We start from the raw sequence: 16,321 nt of genomic DNA on the forward strand, positions 1-16,321 counted from the left end.
CTACCGTCGCAGCTCGAACGTCGTTGCTCCGACTTTCACCGTGGCTCCGAGGGGCACCGGGGTGGGCACCGTCACTCGTGAGCCGCCGAGGAACGTGCCGTTCGTGGAGTCGAGGTCTTGGATCATCCAGCGGCCGTTCCACAGCATGAGCCGCGCGTGATGGGTGGACGTGTAGTCGTCACGGATGATGATCGCCGAGTCGCTCGAGCGCCCGATCGTGATCTCGTCTCGGCCGAGCGGGAACTCGGCCCCGGCCTTCGCTCCGGAGGTGATGACGAGCCGGGTGGCGTTCTCGGTTGAGGCGAGCTCGCCGGCGCCCGGGCGACCGACCGGGGAGGTGACCGCGGGTGTCGGCGGCGGCGTGACCGGCGAGCTCGGGAAGACGGATGCCGCGGCGGCGACCGGTGCGGCGACGGCATCGGGCTGCAGCTTGCGCACCCGCTGGCCGAAGAGGTCGCTGCGCAGGGCGTAGATGATCGCGAAGATGAACACCCAGAGGAGCAGCAGGAAGCCGAGTTGCAGGACGAGGAGGGTCAGTTCGCTCATTCGCCGGGCCCCCAGAACCCGCCCATGTCATGGCGTTCGGTGGCCGGGTCGGTGCGACCGCGGGAGTCGGAGGCCCCCGGCGTCGCTTGCGCAAGCACCCGGAACGTGATGCGGGAGCGCCCGATGGTGATGACCGAATCAGGTTCGAGGATGGCGTCTTTGACGGGTGATCCGTTCAGCTGGGTGCCGTTCGTGGAGCCCAGGTCGCGCACGCGGGCCCGCGTTCCGTCCCACTGCACTTCGGCGTGGCGGCGCGAGGCGCCGGAGTCGTCGAGGGTGAGATCGGCCTCGCTGCCGCGCCCGATGACCGTGCGGCCCTTGAGGATCGGATGCCGCTTGCCGTTGACCTCGAGCACGGGCGTCCAGGCGACCTGGCCCTTCACGTTGCGCGAGTCGACCTGCACCATGCCGACGCTGAGGCCGGGGTCGGCCTGCAGCGCGATCGAGATGCCGCCCGCGAACTGGAAGCGCTGGGTCGCCGCGTGCTTCTGCACGAGGTCGACGAGCTCGTCGATGAGCGCCGGCCCGAGGCTCGCCATGTTGTCATGATCGGCCGGCGCCATGCGCACGGTGAACGTGTTCGGCACGAGCACGCGGTCGCGCGAGACGACTGCGGCCTTCGTGTCGATCTCGCGTTTCAGTGCCGAGGTGATCTCGACGGGCTGCAGTCCCGAGCGAAAGGTCTTCGCGAACGCGCCGTTGACGGCGCGCTCGAGACCCTTCTCGAAGTTGTCCAGTAGGCCCACAGGTCTCCCGATCCGGTTCCGTGACTGTGTGACATGGTAGCCCGAGCGACTGTGAACCAGTTGCGATCAGTCGACAGGGACTGTGGATTCCGCCTCTTCGGAGTCGAGGGACAGGGTCGGGATCGACGCGGTGAGCAGGGTGCCGTCGGCCCGGCGCGAGCCGGTGACGTCGCGCATCGTGGGCGAACCGTAGAGTCGCGGGCCCTGTCCGTGCAGCGGCACCGACACCTCGGAGAGGGTCGTGACGACGACCTCGGCACCGCGCACGCGTACCCGGGCCTCCACGCCCTCTTCGACGGAGAACGTGATCGAATCGCCCGTGAGGACGACCCGCAGGCGGGTACCTCGCAAGGTGATGCGGAACATCAGTTGCTCCCAGCCATCGGGCAGGCGCGGATCGAAGCTGAAGATGCCGTTGTGGTCGCGGAATCCTCCGAATCCCGACACGAGCGTGCTCCACACGCCGCCGGCCGACGCCACGTGCACGCCGTCGGCGGCGTTGTGGTGGAGATCGGCGAGATCGACGAACAGCGCCGAGCGGAAGTAGCGCAGCGCGAGCTCGTGGTAGCCGACCTCGGCGGCGATGATCGACTGCACGACCGCCGAGAGCGTGGAGTCGCCCGTGGTCAGCGGGTCGTAGTACTCGAAGTTGGCGCGTTTCTCCTCGGTCGTGAAGCGGTCGCCCTGCAGGTAGAGCGCGAGCACCACGTCGGCCTGCTTCAGCACCTGGAAGCGGTAGATGACGAGCGGGTGGTAGTGCAGGAGCAGCGGCCGGCGGTCTTCGGGAGTGTTCTCGAGGTCCCAGAGCTCCTTCTGGAGGAAGGCCGAGTCCTGCGGATGGATGCCGAGCTGCTGGTCGAACGGGATGTGCATGTGCGCGGCGGCGCGCCGCCAGCTCGCCACCTCGGCCGCGGTGACGCCGAGACGGTCGACGAGCCGGTGGTAGCCGATGGGGTCGAGCACCTGCAGGTTGTCGACGGCGGATGCCGCCGCCGCGAGGTTCGAGCGCGCCATGACGTTCGTGTACAGGTTGTCGTTCACGACGGTCGTGTACTCGTCGGGGCCGGTCACGCCGTGGATGTGGAACACGTCGTCGGTGTTGGTGCGCCAGAAGCCCAGGTCTTCCCACATGCGAGCGGTCTCGACGAGGATGTCGATGGCTCCGCGGCCCAGGAAGTCCTCGTCGCCCGTGGCCGCCACGTACTGGCACACGGCATAGGAGATGTCGGCGTCGATGTGGTACTGGGCGGTGCCCGCGGCGTAGTACGCCGACGACTCGAGTCCATTGATCGTGCGCCACGGGAACAGGGCCCCGCGCTGGTTGAGCTCGAGCGCACGGGCGCGTGCGGCGTCGAGCATCCGTTGCCGGAATCTCAGCACGTTGCGCGCGACGATCGGGGCCGTGTAGCTCAGGAACGGGAGGACGTAGACCTCGCTGTCCCAGAAGTAGTGGCCGCCATAGCCGGAACCCGAGACGCCCTTCGCGGCGACGCCGCCGCCGTCGGTGCGGGCGGTGGCCTGCGCCAGCTGGAAGAGGTTCCACCTCGTAGCCTGCTGGATCGCCGGCTGACCCGCGATCCCGACGTCGGAGCGGGCCCAGTAGTCGTCGAGCCAGGCGCGCTGCTGCGCGAACACCTCGCCGACGCCGAGTTCGGCGGCGCGGTCGAGCGTGCGGTCGCACCGGTCGACGAGCTCGCGCGCGGGCACCCGGCGTGCGGTGTGATAGCTGACGGTCTTCGTGATGCGGATCGGCTCGCCCTGCTTGGCATGCACCTTGTAGATGTGCTTCGCGAGGTCGTCTTCGATCGAACCCGACTCGGTGAATGCGTTGTCGGTCGTGATCGAGTGCTCGGCGCCGATCGCGATCGTCATGGCCGAGTTGGTGCACTGGTAGCCGAGCACGTAGCGACCCTCGGTGCGACGCTTGTGGCGCGGCTGCAGCACGCGCTCGGTGAACTGCTCGGCCTTGCGCGGGTCGAATGCGCCCGCCGCCTCGAGCACGCCCGAGCGGTACTCGTCGCGGCCGTCTTGACGGTTGAGGATCTGGCTCGAGATCGTGACCGCGGCATCCGCGTCGAGCATCTCGACCTCGTAGTCGAGCACGGCGAGGTGTCGGTCGGTGAACGAGACCATACGGCGGCTCGTGATGAGCACCCGCTTGCCCGACGGGGTGCGCCAGATGATCGAACGCGAGAGCGCTCCGAGGCGGAAGTCGAGGCGGCGCTCATAGCTGAGCAGCTCGGCCTCGGTGAGTACGAGCGGCTCGTCGTCGACGTAGAGACGGATGATCTTCGCATCGGGGGCGTTCACGATCGTCTGCCCGACGCGCGCGAAGCCGAACGCCTCCTCGGCGTGACGGATCGGCCACGTCTCGTGGAAGCCATTCACGAACGTGCCCTGCATGTGCCCGTCGCGACCCTCCTCGACGTTGCCGCGGAGCCCGAGGTAGCCGTTGCCGACGGCGAAGAGCGTCTCGGTGCGGCCGAGGTCGCCGACGCCGAACTCGGTCTCGACGAGTGCCCACTCGTCGACGGGGAAGCGGCTGCGGTTCAGGGGGTCGTGGTCGGCGAACCTCATTCAGGGTCCTCTCGGGGGATAGAGGTGCTGGCATGCGGGTCGACGAGCGACGACGTCGCGTCTCGAGACCCAGGGTCGGATGCCGCGGCGGCACGCTCGACCGCGGGGATCAGTTCATCGAGCTCGTCGACGATCACGTCGGCGCCGAGCTCCTCGAGGGCGGCGCGCCCGACACCGCGGTCGACGCCGATCACGATGCCGAACTCGCCCGCCGCGCCCGCCTTCACGCCCGACTCGGCGTCTTCGACGACGGCGCACACGGTGGTCGGCAGGCCCAGCAGCTCGGCGGCGCGCTCGAAGGTGTCGGGCTCGGGCTTGCCCGGCAGGCCGTCGCGCACGGCGACGGCGCCGTCGACGACCACGTCGAACCGATAGGCGAGGCCCGCGGCCTCGAGCACCGACGGCGCGTTCTTCGAGCTCGAGACGACGGCGACCTTGTGGCCTGCGCGCTCTACGGCGTCGAGGAAGGCGACGCTTCCGGCGTAGGCCGTGACGCCCTCTTCGGCGAGGGTCGCGTTGAACGCCTCGTTCTTGCGATTGCCGAAGCCGTGCACGGTATCGGCGGTCGGGGCATCCGTCGGCGCGCCTTCAGGCACGCGGATGCCGCGGCTCTCGAGGAGGCTCCGAACGCCGTCGTACCTGGGCTTGCCGTCGATGTAGGCGAAGTAGTCGTCGTCGGTGTACGGCGCGACGCCGTGGGCCTCGAGGATCGGCGTGAACAGGCGCGACCACGCGTGCATGTGCACGACGGCGGTCGGCGTGAGCACGCCGTCGAGGTCGAAAAGATAGCCGCGGATGCCGGTGAGATCGACGGCAGCAGCGTCTGAGGTGGGGGAGGGGGTCACGGGCGTTCCTTTCATCGTGTCGGCCGGGGCGCCAGAACCCGCGAGACGATGTTATTCCCGAGGACGGGCGAGCGCGAGGCAGAATGCAGACTCGAAGGAATCGCCAAGGGTTCGCGACTCGGCTTGGCGCGGCCGGCGACGCGCCGCTCGAATGGCTTTGGCCGCCCAAGGGTGATAATCTCGCTTGGTTGGCGCGCTTCGGCGCGCTGCACGTGCGCGAGTGGCGGAATTGGCAGACGCGCTGGCTTCAGGTGCCAGTACTCGCAAGGGTGTGGGGGTTCAAGTCCCCCCTCGCGCACCACCTGACATTTCGACCGGCTCGAATTCGAGCCGGTGCGTGACACTCATCACGCAAGCTCTCAGGCGAGGATCTTCTGCAGGGTCTTCTGCAGCTCTTCGCTCGTGTGCACCTCCTGGTCGAGGTTCGCCTGCAGCAGGCTCACCACTTCGGAGAAGCCCATCGCCGTGGTCGGCACGATGAGCGACTGGTAGGCGGAGATCTCGTAGTGCTCGTTGCCGAGCGCGCTCGTGAGCGCGACCTGGTCGCGGAGCTTCGGGGCGCTGCGCTCGAGGAGCGATGCCGCTTGCTTGGAGATGCCCTTCGTGCTCGGCGACGGAGCCGTCGACTCCTTGAACTCGAGGAGGCGGAACACCTGCTGCAGGTTCGCGATCTGCTCCTTCGTCTCACCGGCGTGGTGGCGGAAGAGCTGCTTGATCTCGGCGGTCTTCGCCGCCTTCTGCAGTTCGCCGAGAGCGGCGAGCGAGTCGTTCTCCATCGTCATCGCGGTACGGAGCTGGAAGTGAAGCAGGTCCGTCGGGCTCTTCAATGTCTGCTGAACCATGTCGGTGTCCTTTCCGTCATTCGTCCGCGCGGCAACGCGGGCGCCTTGCGGGTCGAGTTTCATCGTCGCGCTTGGATGACGAGCACGACAGGGGTTGCCAGCGGCGGCGGGTTCTGAGTAGAGGCTGGGCGGGGGCCCCTATAAGAAGGAAGGGCCCCCGCCTGGAACGCGACGGGTGTGGAGCGCTGCGTACTGCCCGAGTGACTAGAAGTCGGCGAGCAGTTCCTGCATGACGGCGATCTCGTCGGTCTGGGCGGCGATGATCGTCTCGGCGAGCTCCTTCGCCTCGGCGTTCTCGCCGTCGGCGGCCTCGGCCTCGGCCATCTCGATGGCGCCCTCGTGATGCACGATCATCCCCTCGAGGAACAGCCGGGCCGCGTCATCGCCCGTGGCATCCTCGAGCGCCGTCATGTCCTCGTCGGACAAGAGGCCACCGCCGTCCATGCCGCCCATGCCGCTCTCCTCCTGACCCCACTCGGAGAGCATCTCCGTCATCTGGTCGATCTCGGGCTGCTGGGCGTTCTTGATCTGGGTTGCGAGATCGCGGACCCGATCGTCGATGCCGTCTTCGGCGAGGAGCAGGTCGCTCATCTCCACGGCCTGCTCGTGGTGCGGGATCATCATCTGGGCGAACATGACGTCGGCGTCGTTGAAGCCGGCGGACTTTTCAGGACCTGGGGCATCCGAGGCGCTCATGTCCATTCCGGACATGCCTCCTCCCGCGCAGCCGGTCAGGGTGAGGGCGACCGCCGCCGCGGCGGTCACGAGGACGATCTTGCGTGTGTTCAGCATGGTGATCTTCTTTCATCGTCGGAATTGGTCGAGCCGGAACTGCCGACGGGCATGGCGAATGCGGCCGAATCGGCGAGAGGAGGTCGGTCGGCTTACGTGCGACTGATGGAGAGGGCGGTCAGGTCGGGACGGTGAACGGGCAGTGGGATGTCGGGGAGGGCGGCGAGGATGCGGGCGCCGGCGTCGTGAGGCTCGCGATACACGACCGGGCGAGCGAACACGATCAGCGCAGCCGCCGCGAGGAGCATCGCGCACGTCATCACCATCGCGGCGCAATCGAGCACGCCGTGCATGCAGGCGTCATCGCAGTGCACGGCGGATGCCGCTTCGCTGACGAGCGCGGTCGAGGCGGCGGCCGCGGTGGCGGTCAGGACGAACGGCGCTTCGGCAGCGTGGCCGGTGTGCCCGGTGTGCCCGGTGTGCCCGGTGTGCCCGGTGTGCACGGTGTGCACGGCAGCCGCGGTCGCGGTCACGGCGGGCAGTCGGGCGACTGCCGGATGCTCCGCTCCGGAGGAGTGCATCGCCAGGAGCCCGATGACGACGGCCGCCATGCCGAGCGTGCTCAGGATGGTGCGCCGGACGGCGCGGAAGCGGCGGCTCATGTCGAGACGACCACGACTTCGTCTCGGCGCTGACGGAGGGACGGCGCGGCGGTCGTGTCGGGGGCACCGCGGAAGCGGCGCAGCCGGAGGCTGTTGCTCACCACGAACACCGATGACAGCGCCATCGCCGCGCCCGCGACGAGCGGATTCAGCATGCCGAGCATCGCCAACGGGATGGCCGCGACGTTGTACGCGAACGCCCAGAAGAGGTTGGCCTTGATGGTTGCGAGCGTTCGCCGGGAGAGGCGGATCGCGTCGACGACGGCGACCAGGTCGCTGCGCACGAGGGTCAGGTCGCTGGCTTCGATCGCGACATCCGTGCCGGTTCCCATCGCGATGCCGAGGTCGGCCGTCGCGAGGGCGACGGCGTCGTTCACGCCGTCACCGACCATCGCGACGACGTGGCCACCCTCCTGCAGGGCGCGCACCACGTCGGCCTTCTCAGCGGGCAGCACTTCAGCGCGCACGTCGTCGATGCCCACCTCTGTCGCGACCGCGCGAGCCGCCCGTTCGTTGTCGCCGGTGAGGAGGATCGGGTTCAGCCCCAGCGCCTTGAGCTGTGCCACAGCCGCGGCACTCGTGACCTTCACCCTGTCGGAGACCGCGAGGATGCCTCGAGTCCGACCGTCCCAGGCGATCGCGACGACGGTGCCGCCGGTGATCTCGAGCGACGCCTGCTGTTCGGCGAGGTCAGCCGGAAGCGTGAGTCCCCACTGGGCGAAGAGCCACGAGGGGCGACCGACGAGCACGAGGTGCCCGTCGACGACGGCCTGCACACCGAGCCCCTGCTCGGAGCTGAACGACTCCAACGCCGGCAAGGGCTCGCCGCCGTCGCGGGCCGCGGCAGCGATCGCCGCGCCGATCGGGTGCTCGGAGCCGGTCTCGGCCGCACCGGCGAGCCGCAGCACCTCGGAGGCATCCTCGCCCGCTGCCGGGACGACGGCGCTGAGGCTCATCTTCCCGGTCGTGACCGTTCCCGACTTGTCGAGCACGATCGTGTCGACGCGGCGAGTCGACTCGAGGATCTGCGGGCCTTTGATCAGGATGCCGAGCTGTGCGCCGCGCCCGGTGCCGACGAGCAATGCCGTCGGGGTCGCGAGGCCGAGCGCGCACGGGCACGCGATGATGAGCGTCGCGACAGCAGCCGTGAACGCGACCTCGGGGCTCGCGCCGATGAGCAACCACACGGCGAGCGTCGCGAGCGCAAGCGCGATGACGATGGGCACGAACACGGCCGAGACGCGGTCTGCGAGGCGCTGCACGTCGGCCTTGCCGGTCTGCGCCTGCTCGACGAGACGGGCCATGGCGGCGAGTTCCGTGTCGGCGCCCACTCGCTTGGCGCGCACGATGAGTCGCCCGCCCGCGTTCATGGTGGCACCGACGACCTCGTCGCCGGGCCCGACCTCGACGGGAACGGCCTCGCCCGTGAGCATGCTCGCGTCGACGGCCGAGCTGCCCTCGACGACCCTGCCGTCGGTCGCGACCTTCTCGCCGGGGCGGACCACGAACAGGTCGCCCACCACGAGGTTCGCTGCGGGCACTCGCAGCTCGACTCCGCCGCGGAGCACGGTCGCCTCCTTGGCGCCCATCTCGAGGAGCGCCGTGATGGCGGCGTTGGAACGCCGCTTCGCGCGGGCCTCGACGTATCGCCCGGCGAGGATGAAGACCGTGACGGCTGCGGCGACCTCGAGGTAGACCTCGTCGGCCCCGCCGCCCGGCTCGCTGAACAGGACGAAGTTCATCGTCATGCCGGCCATTCCTGCCATGCCGAAGAACAACGCGTAGAGCGACCAGCCGAGCGCGGCGAGGACGCCGACGCTGATGAGGGTGTCCATCGTCGCGGCGCCGTGCCTGAGGTTCAGCCACGCGGCGCGATGGAACGGCCACGCACCCCAGACGGCGACCGGGGCGGCGAGGGCGAGGGCGAGCCACTGCCAGTTCGTGAACTGCAGCACCGGGATCATCGACATCGCCACGACCGGGATCGTCAGCGCGATCGAGACCAACAGGCGCTGGCGGAGGGATGCCGCTTCGGCGCCGATCTCGGGCCTGCCGCCGGTCTCGGTCGATTCGGTCGGCGGGGGCGCCGGCAGCTCGGCGGTGTAGCCGGTCGCCTCAACGGTCGCGATCGCATCATCGACGCTGACGCCGTCGGGCAGGTGCACGCTCGCCTTCTCGGTCGCATAGTTCACCGTCGCCTCGACCCCTGGCATCCGGTTGAGGCGCTTCTCGATGCGAGCGGCGCAGGACGCGCAGGTCATGCCGCCGACGAGCAGTTCGACCTGCTGGGCAGTCATCGTGACAGGCCACCGACGAGCTCGTAACCGGCCTCATCGATGGCGGCCGCGACGCGGTGCTCGTCGAGGGAGGCCTCGCTTGCGACCGTCACGCGGGACACGCCGCCGGCGACGAGCTCGACGTCGACGTGCTTCACGCCGTCGAGGCGGGCGAGCTCCTCGGAGACGGACGAGACGCAGTGCGAGCAGGTCATGCCCGCGACGCCGAAGTCGGCGGTGACCACAGCCGGCGCCGGAGCGCCGTGTTCGTGGGCGTGGCCCTGCTCGAATGCGTGGTCGTAGCCGTGCTCGTGGGATCCGTTGGTGTCGCGCATTGGTGTGTCCTCACTCGAACTCATCGAAGTATATACCCCCATGGGGTACACTCTTCCTATACCCCACAGGGGTAGTCTGTCAACCGAGGGCAGCGCAGCTCGCACGAGCGGAACGAGGATGCACATGAGCTACACGAGCCACACGAGCCACACGGCCACGAGCCACCACGGCTACATCAGCGACAAAGACGAGTACCTGCGACGCTTGAAGCGCATCGAGGGCCAGGCACGCGGGCTGCAGGGCATGGTCTCCGACGAGAAGTACTGCATCGACATCCTCACCCAGGTATCGGCCATGACGAAGGCGCTCGAGGCCGTCGCGCTCGGCCTGCTCAACGACCACATGACGCATTGCGTGCTCACGGCTGCGCAGGAAGGCGGCGAGGAGGCCGAAGCGAAGCTGCGCGAGGCATCCGAGGCCATCGCCCGGCTCGTTCGAGCCTGATCGTCAGGCGGCCGAGCGCGCGCTCGAACGGGAGCTGGCGGGCGGGCCGCATCGGTGTCCACGTCGCGACCGACGACCTGCTGCTCGCCGTCTCGATGCTCAGTGGCGTGCTCGCCCGCAGCGACCCCGAGGATCGTCGCGACGTCGCGCGGCGGGCGTGGGCGCTCTTCCACGCGGCGTTCGCCCCTCGCTGAGCACGTTCGTCGCTCAGCCGCCGACGATCTCATCGAGGTTGGTGAGGAGGTCGCCCGGGTCATCGAAGACTGCTCGAGCACCGGCATCCGTGAGCTCGACATCGGTGATGCCGCCCGAGCGGAGCCCGTATGCCGTGACTCCCGCGCGCCCGGCGGCGATCATGTCCCAGGTGGAATCGCCGACGAAGACGGCGTCGGATGGCTCGGCTCCCGCGCGTTCCAGCGCGACCCCGATGATGGCCGGATCGGGCTTCGCAGTCTCGACGTCGTCGGCCGAGGTGGTCGCATGGATGGCGTCGCCCGCGTCGAGCGCTTCGAGCGACAGCTCGAGTTCGTCGCGAGGCGCCGAAGTGGCGAGCACGACACGGATGCCGCGACCGGCCAATGCCGCGATCAGCTCTCGAGACCCGTCGAACGCGCGCAGGCGCGGCGCAAGGTCGCGGTAGAAGTCGCTGTGGAGGCCCTTCGCCCGCTCGATCCACGCCTCGTCGCGTTCGCCGGCCACCATCGTGATGAGCCGGGCGGAATCCTGCCCGATGGCGCGATGAATGCGCCACGCATCGGCGGCCACTTCGAGCCGCTCGAACGCGTGATGCCAAGCCTCGACGTGCAGGAAGTTGGAGTCGACGAGGGTTCCATCGACGTCGAAGAGAACCGCGCGCGGCGGGCCTGCGGTGCTCATCGGGTCACTCGAGCGGTTCGATGAGCGTGGGGTCTTCGGGGTCGACCGCGCGCGTGTTGTTCACCTTGCGATCGACCTCGTAGTTCGTGATGGTCGAGGCCACCTTCTCGGATTCGGCGTTGAGGAGCGCGACCATGTCCTCCTTGCCGGCGTCGTCGAGCTTGACCGGGGCGAGGTATTCGTCCCACGCGTCGCGGTCGAGGAAGACCGGCATGCGGTCGTGCACCTCGCCGGAGGCATCCCGAGCCTCGCGCGTGATGATCGAGGTCGACACCTCCCACTCGTCGCCGACCTTGCGCGCCGTGTAGATGCCGGCCGCGGCGAGCATCGGCTGCCGGCCGTGCAGGAAGAACGCCTGCTTGTTGCCCGGCTCGCCCGTCCACTCGTAATAGCCGCGCATCGGCACGAGGCATCGGGATGACGCGAACGCACCCTTCCACAGCCCGTTCGTGGCGACGGTCTCGATGCGGGTGTTGAACTGCGGGCGCTTCGACTCCTTCATGAAGGCGGGGTGGAAGTTCCAGACAGCCGGCTCGATCGACCGCACGATTTCGCCCGTCTCCTTGTTCTGGCGCTCGCGCACGATCGGCACCAGCTGGGTAGGGGCGAGCGAGTACTGGGGTCTCCAGTCGCGGTAGTCGTTGCCCTGCGCGACGAACTCCTGGATCATCTCGTCGACTTTGGCGTCGTTCGCGAAGCGTCCGCACATGCCCTCAGTCTGCACCCGCCAGCCGACAGGCGCACGTGTCCGCGCTACTGAGCAGGCTTGCCTGCGCGCCGCATGGCCCGACGCCGCCCCCAGGCCCCGTACCACCGGAACATCTGCGGCATGAGCCAGTACGCGGCGATCGGAACGACGACGAGGGTGAGCACCAACGCTCTGAGCACGGGATGCCAGTCGATCATCACCGGGCCGAGCAGCGTGCTGAAGATGGCGACGAGCGGGAATATCGTGAGCCACACGATGAGCGCCGTCACGTGGGCATTGGGTCTCGGCGGCACGGGCGGATCGGTGCGCGCCTCGGAAGGGGGCGAATCGGCATTCGGCACCGGCCGGCCGTGCTCAGGGGGCGTCGCTGTCATCTCTTCGACTCCGCGATCGGGTGAGGCCACGGCAGCGGGCGCGACGTGCGGACGCAGCTGGCCCCTCTCCATTGTCCACCCGCGAGCGTCGAAGGATCCAGCGATCTATACGTTGAGCGCGACCTGCTGGCCGAGAGCGGCGATGGCGCCTTCATTGCGGCGGTAGTGGGACCACTGGCCGACCCTGGTGCACGTGACCAGTCCGGCGCGTTGCAGGGTGGCCATGAACTGGGAGGCCGTCGACTGCGATACCCCGGCCCGAGCTTGGATGTGCTTCAGGCACACCCCGACCTCGGCAGCCGGCCGGTCTTGCGGCGGGAACGATTCGGGCTCCTTCAACCAGCCGAGGATCGCCAGCCGAGTGGGGTGGCCCAGCGCCTTGAACGCTGCGACCATCTCGTCTTCCGTCAACTCAGCCACATCGCTGAGTATATCGCAACATCGCGATTTACCGATGGTGTGATAGACAGTAGATCGGTAAATCACGATGTAACGATGGGGGCGACATGGATCAGAAGACGGCGCTGGTAGTCGGAGCGCGGGGAGTGATCGGGGGCAACATCATCGCTCACCTGGAGCGCGAGGGCGGCTGGAACATCGTGGGGCTCTCACGCCGAGGCGGAACGGATGCCGGTGCCGTTCGGCATGTGGCGGTGGATCTCCTCGACCGCGATGAGGCGATCGCGAAGCTGGGCGAGCTGGCCGGCGTGACGCACGTCTTCTACGCCGCGTACCAGGACCGCCCCACCTGGGCGGAACTCGTTGGACCGAACCTGGCGATGCTGACGAACGTCGTCGACGCGATCGAGCCCGCGGCACCGGCACTCGAGCACATCAGCCTCATGCAGGGGTACAAGGTCTACGGCGCGCATCTGGGTCCCTTCGCCACGCCGGCGAAGGAGGACGACCCGCCGCACATGCCGCCCGAGTTCAATGTGGACCAGCAGCAGTTCCTCGAACGACGCCAGGATGGCGCGCGCTGGTCGTGGTCGGCCCTTCGCCCGTCCGTCGTGGCCGGCGTCGGCCTCGGCAATCCGATGAACCTCGCGATGGTCATCGCCGTCTATGCGTCGATGAGCAAGGAGCTGGGGATTCCGCTTCGCTTCCCCGGAGAGCCCGGGGCGTACACGAGCCTGATCGAGATGACCGACGCGGACCTGCTCGCGAAGGCGACCGTCTGGGCGGGGACCAACCCGGAAAGCCGGAACCAGGCCTACAACATCGCCAACGGTGACCTGTTCCGTTGGTCGTCGATGTGGCCGAAGCTCGCCGCGTTCTTCGACCTCGACGTCGCCCCGCCACTCACGATCGGTCTTACCGACGTCATGGCCGACAAGGCCGGCCTCTGGAGCGAGATGGTGGAACGTCACGGTCTGGTTCCGACGCCCTACGAGGACGTGTCATCGTGGCAGTTCGGTGATTTCGTCTTCGGCTGGGACTACGACGTCATCGCTGATACCTCGAAATCGCGCCGGGCGGGTTTCCACGAGTACGTCGACACCGAGTCAATGTTTCTCCGGATCTTCCAGGACCTTCGCGACCAGCGCCTCATCCCGTGAACGGTACGGCGGGCGGCGAGCTTCGCGACGGTTTCGACTTCGGGCGGAATACACCCGACCCGCCTGCGTTCTCCTCTCGCATGACGAGAATCGGAATCATCGGCGCGGGCAACATCGGCGGAACCCTGGCACGCGGGCTCATCCAGCGCGGGTACGACGTGACCATCAGCAACTCGCGGGGCCCCGAGACGCTCGGCGCCCTCATCGGCGAGCTCGGCCCGCGGGCGACTGCAAGCACCCCCGAGGCCGCTGCCGCAGCCGGCGAATTCGTGATCGTGACCGTGCCGTTCCAGGCGTACCCGTCGATTCCGGTTGCCCCGCTCGCCGGCAAGGTGGTGCTCGACACGACCAACTACTACTGGGAGAGCGCCGGGCGCATCCCCGATCTCGAGGAGGCCCGCACCACCACGTCCAGCTTGGTGCAGGCGCACCTGTCGGAGGCGCGAGTCGTGAAGGCGTTCAACCAGATCAACGCGGGGGACATCCTCACCGACGGCAGCCCCGCCGGTTCACCGAATCGCCGCGCCCTTGCGACGGCGAGCGACTTCGACGACGCCATCCAGCTCGTCACGGCGCTCTACGACGAGTTCGGGTACGACACCGTGAACGTCGGGCCACTCTCCGAGAGCTGGCGCATCGAACGCGACCAGCCCGCATATGTCGTGCGGCAGAACCGCGAGGAGCTCGAGGCCAACCTCGATCGGGCCGAGCGACTTCTGGCGGCGTAGCCGCAGACCGACACCCGGCGTGGCCGCTTCTCGATCGAAGCGGCCACGCCGCTTTCTTCCCGAACGGGGACAAGCGCTTTCCGCAGGATGTTCGTAGACTCTCCGGGGTACCCACCGTGCTCGCCTTGCGAGCTCCTGCGAAAGGCAAGCATGGCGATCTCGGCTCGACGACGCGCGCTCATCTGGTTGGCGACGACCATGACCGGGTTGGCATTGGTGGGTGTCGCCGCGGGTCCCGCGGCCGCCCTCAGTTCTGGAGCGTCGACCAGCGGCGCCGTGACCGGTGAGGGTGACGGCACGGTCATCGCCGCCGCAGAGGTCCTTCCGTTGCGCCCGGTGATCTCCGGCGTCGATGTCGCAGACGCCGACGTGACCGGTGCGGATGTCACGCTCGTTCGTGGCGCCTCGATCTCCGGGCGGGTGAGCGCCGCGCCTGGCACGGAGCTGCCCGACTCGATCCTGGTCTCCGTACGCAATCAGCCGGAGAGCACGGTCGCTGCGGCGGGCGTCCAGGCTGACGGCACGTTCACCATCGATTCGATTCCCGCGGGCTCGTACAAGATCTCCTTCGTGGCCGACTTCGACATGCCGTCGCGGCAGGTGCTCGGGTGGTGGAAGAACGCCTCCACGTTCGAAGAGGCAGCGGTCATCACGGTCGTAGACGGGGAGTCTGTCACGGGCATCGATGTCGTGTTCGGGACCACGCCCCCCGCAGAAGCGGGACCGAAGAACCTGACGAAAGCACAGACGGTCACCGCAGGCGGCCTCCTCTCGGTGACCGCGCAGGGATTCGAACCCGGCAAGTCGCTTGCGATGTGGCTGCGGTCGACCACCGTCGTCAAGCCCGGCACGCTCGTCAAGCTCGGCACGGTCGTCGCCGACGCGGATGGCGCCATCACGGCGAGTGTTGCCATACCGGCGACCACTCCGGCCGGCGTGCATCACCTCGTGCTCGTCGATGATGAGGCCAGGGGGTACGCCTCAGAGGACATCACCGTCACCGCCGCATCCGCGTCCGTGGCTCCTCCCGTCGCAGTGGCCGGAACCGCCGCAACTGAGGCCCGGCTCGCCGCGACGGGACAGGACCCGGTTCCCGCCGGACTCCTCGCCGGACTGCTGCTCGTCGCCGGCGTCGGTGCTCTCGCGCTTCGAGGGATGAAGCCGGCAGCCGCCGTGGCTAAAGCGACCGCCAGTCGTCGCTCGTGACGGCCGCCCCGGCTTGGGGCCCCATCTGCAGCATCCCGCCGTCGACCACGACGGAGGAACCCGTCACGTAGGCCGCCGGCGGCGACGCGAGGAACGCGATCACCGCGGCGACCTCGCGAGCGTCGCCGGGCCGGCCCGCCGGGATGCCCGAGCGGTGCTCCTCTCGCGGATCGACGTCTTCGTTGCCCGTCATCGGGGTGGCGATCTCGCCCGGCGCGACCGCGTTGACCGTGATCCCCTGCGAGGCGAGCTCGAGCGCCATTGCCTTCACCAGCCCGCCGAGGCCGTGCTTCGCCGCGTCGTAGGCGGATGACCCGACCATCGGCTGGTGCTCGTGCACGCTCGTGACGGCGATGATCCGGCCGCCAGTCCCGGCATCGACCATACGGCGGGCAGCGCGTTGCATGCAGACGAAGGCGCCGTCGAGGTCGGTCGCCATGATAGAGCGCCAGGTGTCGAGGCTCACTTCGAGGAACGGCGTCGAGAGTCCGGCGCCCGCGTTGTTCACGAAGACGTCGAGCCCGCCGAGCGCATCGGCGAGGCGATCGACGATGGCTGGGGCATCCGTCAACTCGGTGACATCGAGTCGGGAGACGTGCGCCGTTCGCCCGAGTCGCTCGACCTCGGCCGCGGTCTCGAGGGCGCCTGCCTCGTCGCTGCGCCATGTGATGCCGATGTCCATGCCCGCTTGCGCGAGCGCGACGGCGGTTGCGCGACCGATGCCAGAGTCCGACGCCGTGACGATGGCCCGCGTCGGCTCGAAGGCGGTCAGGTTCGGTTCAGCCATGCTCTTCTCCTTGCCGCTGCGATCCGACGACCGGTCGGCCGCCTCCCTCAGGAGAACACCGCTCGCGTGATGACGG

Annotated in this window: 18 protein-coding genes and 1 tRNA gene; 5 read left to right on the forward strand and 14 right to left on the reverse strand. The window is 68.5% G+C overall.

All coding sequences use genetic code 11. The features are described 5' to 3' along the window. The 4 genes from QFZ29_RS18145 to QFZ29_RS18160 all read right to left on the reverse strand — a co-directional run bounded on the left by QFZ29_RS18145 (nucleotide 1) and on the right by QFZ29_RS18160 (nucleotide 4,729). Nucleotides 1-546 carry an FHA domain-containing protein FhaB/FipA gene (locus tag QFZ29_RS18145; protein ID WP_306895779.1) on the reverse strand — a complete coding sequence of 182 codons (546 nt, stop codon included), beginning with the start codon at nucleotides 544-546 and terminating at the stop codon, nucleotides 1-3. Next, nucleotides 543-1,292, reverse strand: a complete 750-nt coding sequence (locus QFZ29_RS18150) for an FhaA domain-containing protein (protein WP_306895781.1) — start codon at nucleotides 1,290-1,292, stop codon at nucleotides 543-545. Before QFZ29_RS18150 ends, QFZ29_RS18145 begins: the two co-directional genes overlap by 4 nt. A gap of 66 nt (nucleotides 1,293-1,358) precedes the next feature. Next, nucleotides 1,359-3,869: a glycoside hydrolase family 65 protein gene (locus QFZ29_RS18155; RefSeq protein ID WP_306895782.1), complete on the reverse strand. Its 2,511-nt coding sequence runs from the start codon at nucleotides 3,867-3,869 to the stop codon at nucleotides 1,359-1,361. Then, nucleotides 3,866-4,729 (reverse strand): HAD family hydrolase, encoded by an 864-nt coding sequence (locus QFZ29_RS18160; RefSeq protein ID WP_373426240.1) that lies wholly within the window; start codon nucleotides 4,727-4,729, stop codon nucleotides 3,866-3,868. Before QFZ29_RS18160 ends, QFZ29_RS18155 begins: the two co-directional genes overlap by 4 nt. Before the next feature lie 199 nt (nucleotides 4,730-4,928). On the opposite strand from QFZ29_RS18160, the gene QFZ29_RS18165 reads away from it, so the two are divergent. After that, nucleotides 4,929-5,015, forward strand: a tRNA-Leu gene (locus QFZ29_RS18165). 58 nt (nucleotides 5,016-5,073) lie between these two features. Here QFZ29_RS18165 and QFZ29_RS18170 read toward each other — a convergent pair. The 5 genes from QFZ29_RS18170 to QFZ29_RS18190 all read right to left on the reverse strand — a co-directional run bounded on the left by QFZ29_RS18170 (nucleotide 5,074) and on the right by QFZ29_RS18190 (nucleotide 9,561). Beyond that, nucleotides 5,074-5,556, reverse strand: a complete 483-nt coding sequence (locus QFZ29_RS18170) for a YciE/YciF ferroxidase family protein (RefSeq protein WP_306895786.1) — start codon at nucleotides 5,554-5,556, stop codon at nucleotides 5,074-5,076. A gap of 204 nt (nucleotides 5,557-5,760) precedes the next feature. Continuing rightward, entirely contained in the window at nucleotides 5,761-6,348 is a 588-nt protein-coding gene (locus QFZ29_RS18175; protein ID WP_306895788.1) for a DUF305 domain-containing protein, read from the reverse strand. A gap of 92 nt (nucleotides 6,349-6,440) precedes the next feature. Next, complete coding sequence (locus QFZ29_RS18180; protein WP_306895789.1) at nucleotides 6,441-6,950, reverse strand: hypothetical protein; 510 nt, start codon at nucleotides 6,948-6,950, stop codon at nucleotides 6,441-6,443. After that, on the reverse strand, nucleotides 6,947-9,247 hold the full coding sequence (locus tag QFZ29_RS18185; RefSeq protein ID WP_306895791.1) for a heavy metal translocating P-type ATPase: 2,301 nt from the start codon (nucleotides 9,245-9,247) through the stop codon (nucleotides 6,947-6,949). Before QFZ29_RS18185 ends, QFZ29_RS18180 begins: the two co-directional genes overlap by 4 nt. Next, nucleotides 9,244-9,561, reverse strand: a complete 318-nt coding sequence (locus tag QFZ29_RS18190; protein WP_306895793.1) for a heavy-metal-associated domain-containing protein — start codon at nucleotides 9,559-9,561, stop codon at nucleotides 9,244-9,246. The genes QFZ29_RS18185 and QFZ29_RS18190 overlap by 4 nt, the downstream gene beginning before the upstream one ends. Before the next feature lie 124 nt (nucleotides 9,562-9,685). On the opposite strand from QFZ29_RS18190, the gene QFZ29_RS18195 reads away from it, so the two are divergent. After that, nucleotides 9,686-10,006, forward strand: coding sequence for a metal-sensitive transcriptional regulator (locus tag QFZ29_RS18195; protein ID WP_306895795.1), 321 nt, complete (start codon nucleotides 9,686-9,688; stop codon nucleotides 10,004-10,006). Between the two features lie 207 nt (nucleotides 10,007-10,213). On the opposite strand, the gene QFZ29_RS18200 is transcribed toward QFZ29_RS18195, so the two are convergent. The 4 genes from QFZ29_RS18200 to QFZ29_RS18215 form a co-directional block, all read right to left on the reverse strand. Then, nucleotides 10,214-10,882, reverse strand: a complete 669-nt coding sequence (locus QFZ29_RS18200) for an HAD family hydrolase (RefSeq protein WP_306895797.1) — start codon at nucleotides 10,880-10,882, stop codon at nucleotides 10,214-10,216. 4 nt (nucleotides 10,883-10,886) lie between these two features. Next, nucleotides 10,887-11,591: an SOS response-associated peptidase gene (locus QFZ29_RS18205; protein WP_306895799.1), complete on the reverse strand. Its 705-nt coding sequence runs from the start codon at nucleotides 11,589-11,591 to the stop codon at nucleotides 10,887-10,889. 44 nt (nucleotides 11,592-11,635) lie between these two features. Then, complete coding sequence (locus QFZ29_RS18210) at nucleotides 11,636-11,860, reverse strand: hypothetical protein (RefSeq protein WP_306895801.1); 225 nt, start codon at nucleotides 11,858-11,860, stop codon at nucleotides 11,636-11,638. A gap of 210 nt (nucleotides 11,861-12,070) precedes the next feature. Continuing rightward, the gene (locus QFZ29_RS18215) at nucleotides 12,071-12,385 is read right to left on the reverse strand and encodes an ArsR/SmtB family transcription factor (RefSeq protein ID WP_306895803.1); all 315 of its coding nucleotides are present in this window, start codon (nucleotides 12,383-12,385) and stop codon (nucleotides 12,071-12,073) included. A gap of 86 nt (nucleotides 12,386-12,471) precedes the next feature. On the opposite strand from QFZ29_RS18215, the gene QFZ29_RS18220 reads away from it, so the two are divergent. The 3 genes from QFZ29_RS18220 to QFZ29_RS18230 all read left to right on the forward strand — a co-directional run bounded on the left by QFZ29_RS18220 (nucleotide 12,472) and on the right by QFZ29_RS18230 (nucleotide 15,458). Further along, nucleotides 12,472-13,524: an SDR family oxidoreductase gene (locus QFZ29_RS18220; RefSeq protein WP_306895805.1), complete on the forward strand. Its 1,053-nt coding sequence runs from the start codon at nucleotides 12,472-12,474 to the stop codon at nucleotides 13,522-13,524. Between the two features lie 80 nt (nucleotides 13,525-13,604). After that, nucleotides 13,605-14,252, forward strand: a complete 648-nt coding sequence (locus QFZ29_RS18225) for an NADPH-dependent F420 reductase (protein WP_306895807.1) — start codon at nucleotides 13,605-13,607, stop codon at nucleotides 14,250-14,252. A 150-nt stretch (nucleotides 14,253-14,402) separates the two neighbouring features. Next, the gene (locus tag QFZ29_RS18230; RefSeq protein WP_306895809.1) at nucleotides 14,403-15,458 is read left to right on the forward strand and encodes a carboxypeptidase-like regulatory domain-containing protein; all 1,056 of its coding nucleotides are present in this window, start codon (nucleotides 14,403-14,405) and stop codon (nucleotides 15,456-15,458) included. Here QFZ29_RS18230 and QFZ29_RS18235 read toward each other — a convergent pair. Beyond that, nucleotides 15,430-16,245 (reverse strand): SDR family oxidoreductase, encoded by an 816-nt coding sequence (locus QFZ29_RS18235; RefSeq protein WP_306895810.1) that lies wholly within the window; start codon nucleotides 16,243-16,245, stop codon nucleotides 15,430-15,432. The two genes, QFZ29_RS18230 and QFZ29_RS18235, sit on opposite strands and share 29 nt — an antisense overlap. Nucleotides 16,246-16,321 lie beyond the last annotated feature (76 nt).

Source organism: Agromyces albus, from assembly GCF_030815405.1.
GTDB lineage: Bacteria > Actinomycetota > Actinomycetes > Actinomycetales > Microbacteriaceae > Agromyces > Agromyces albus_A.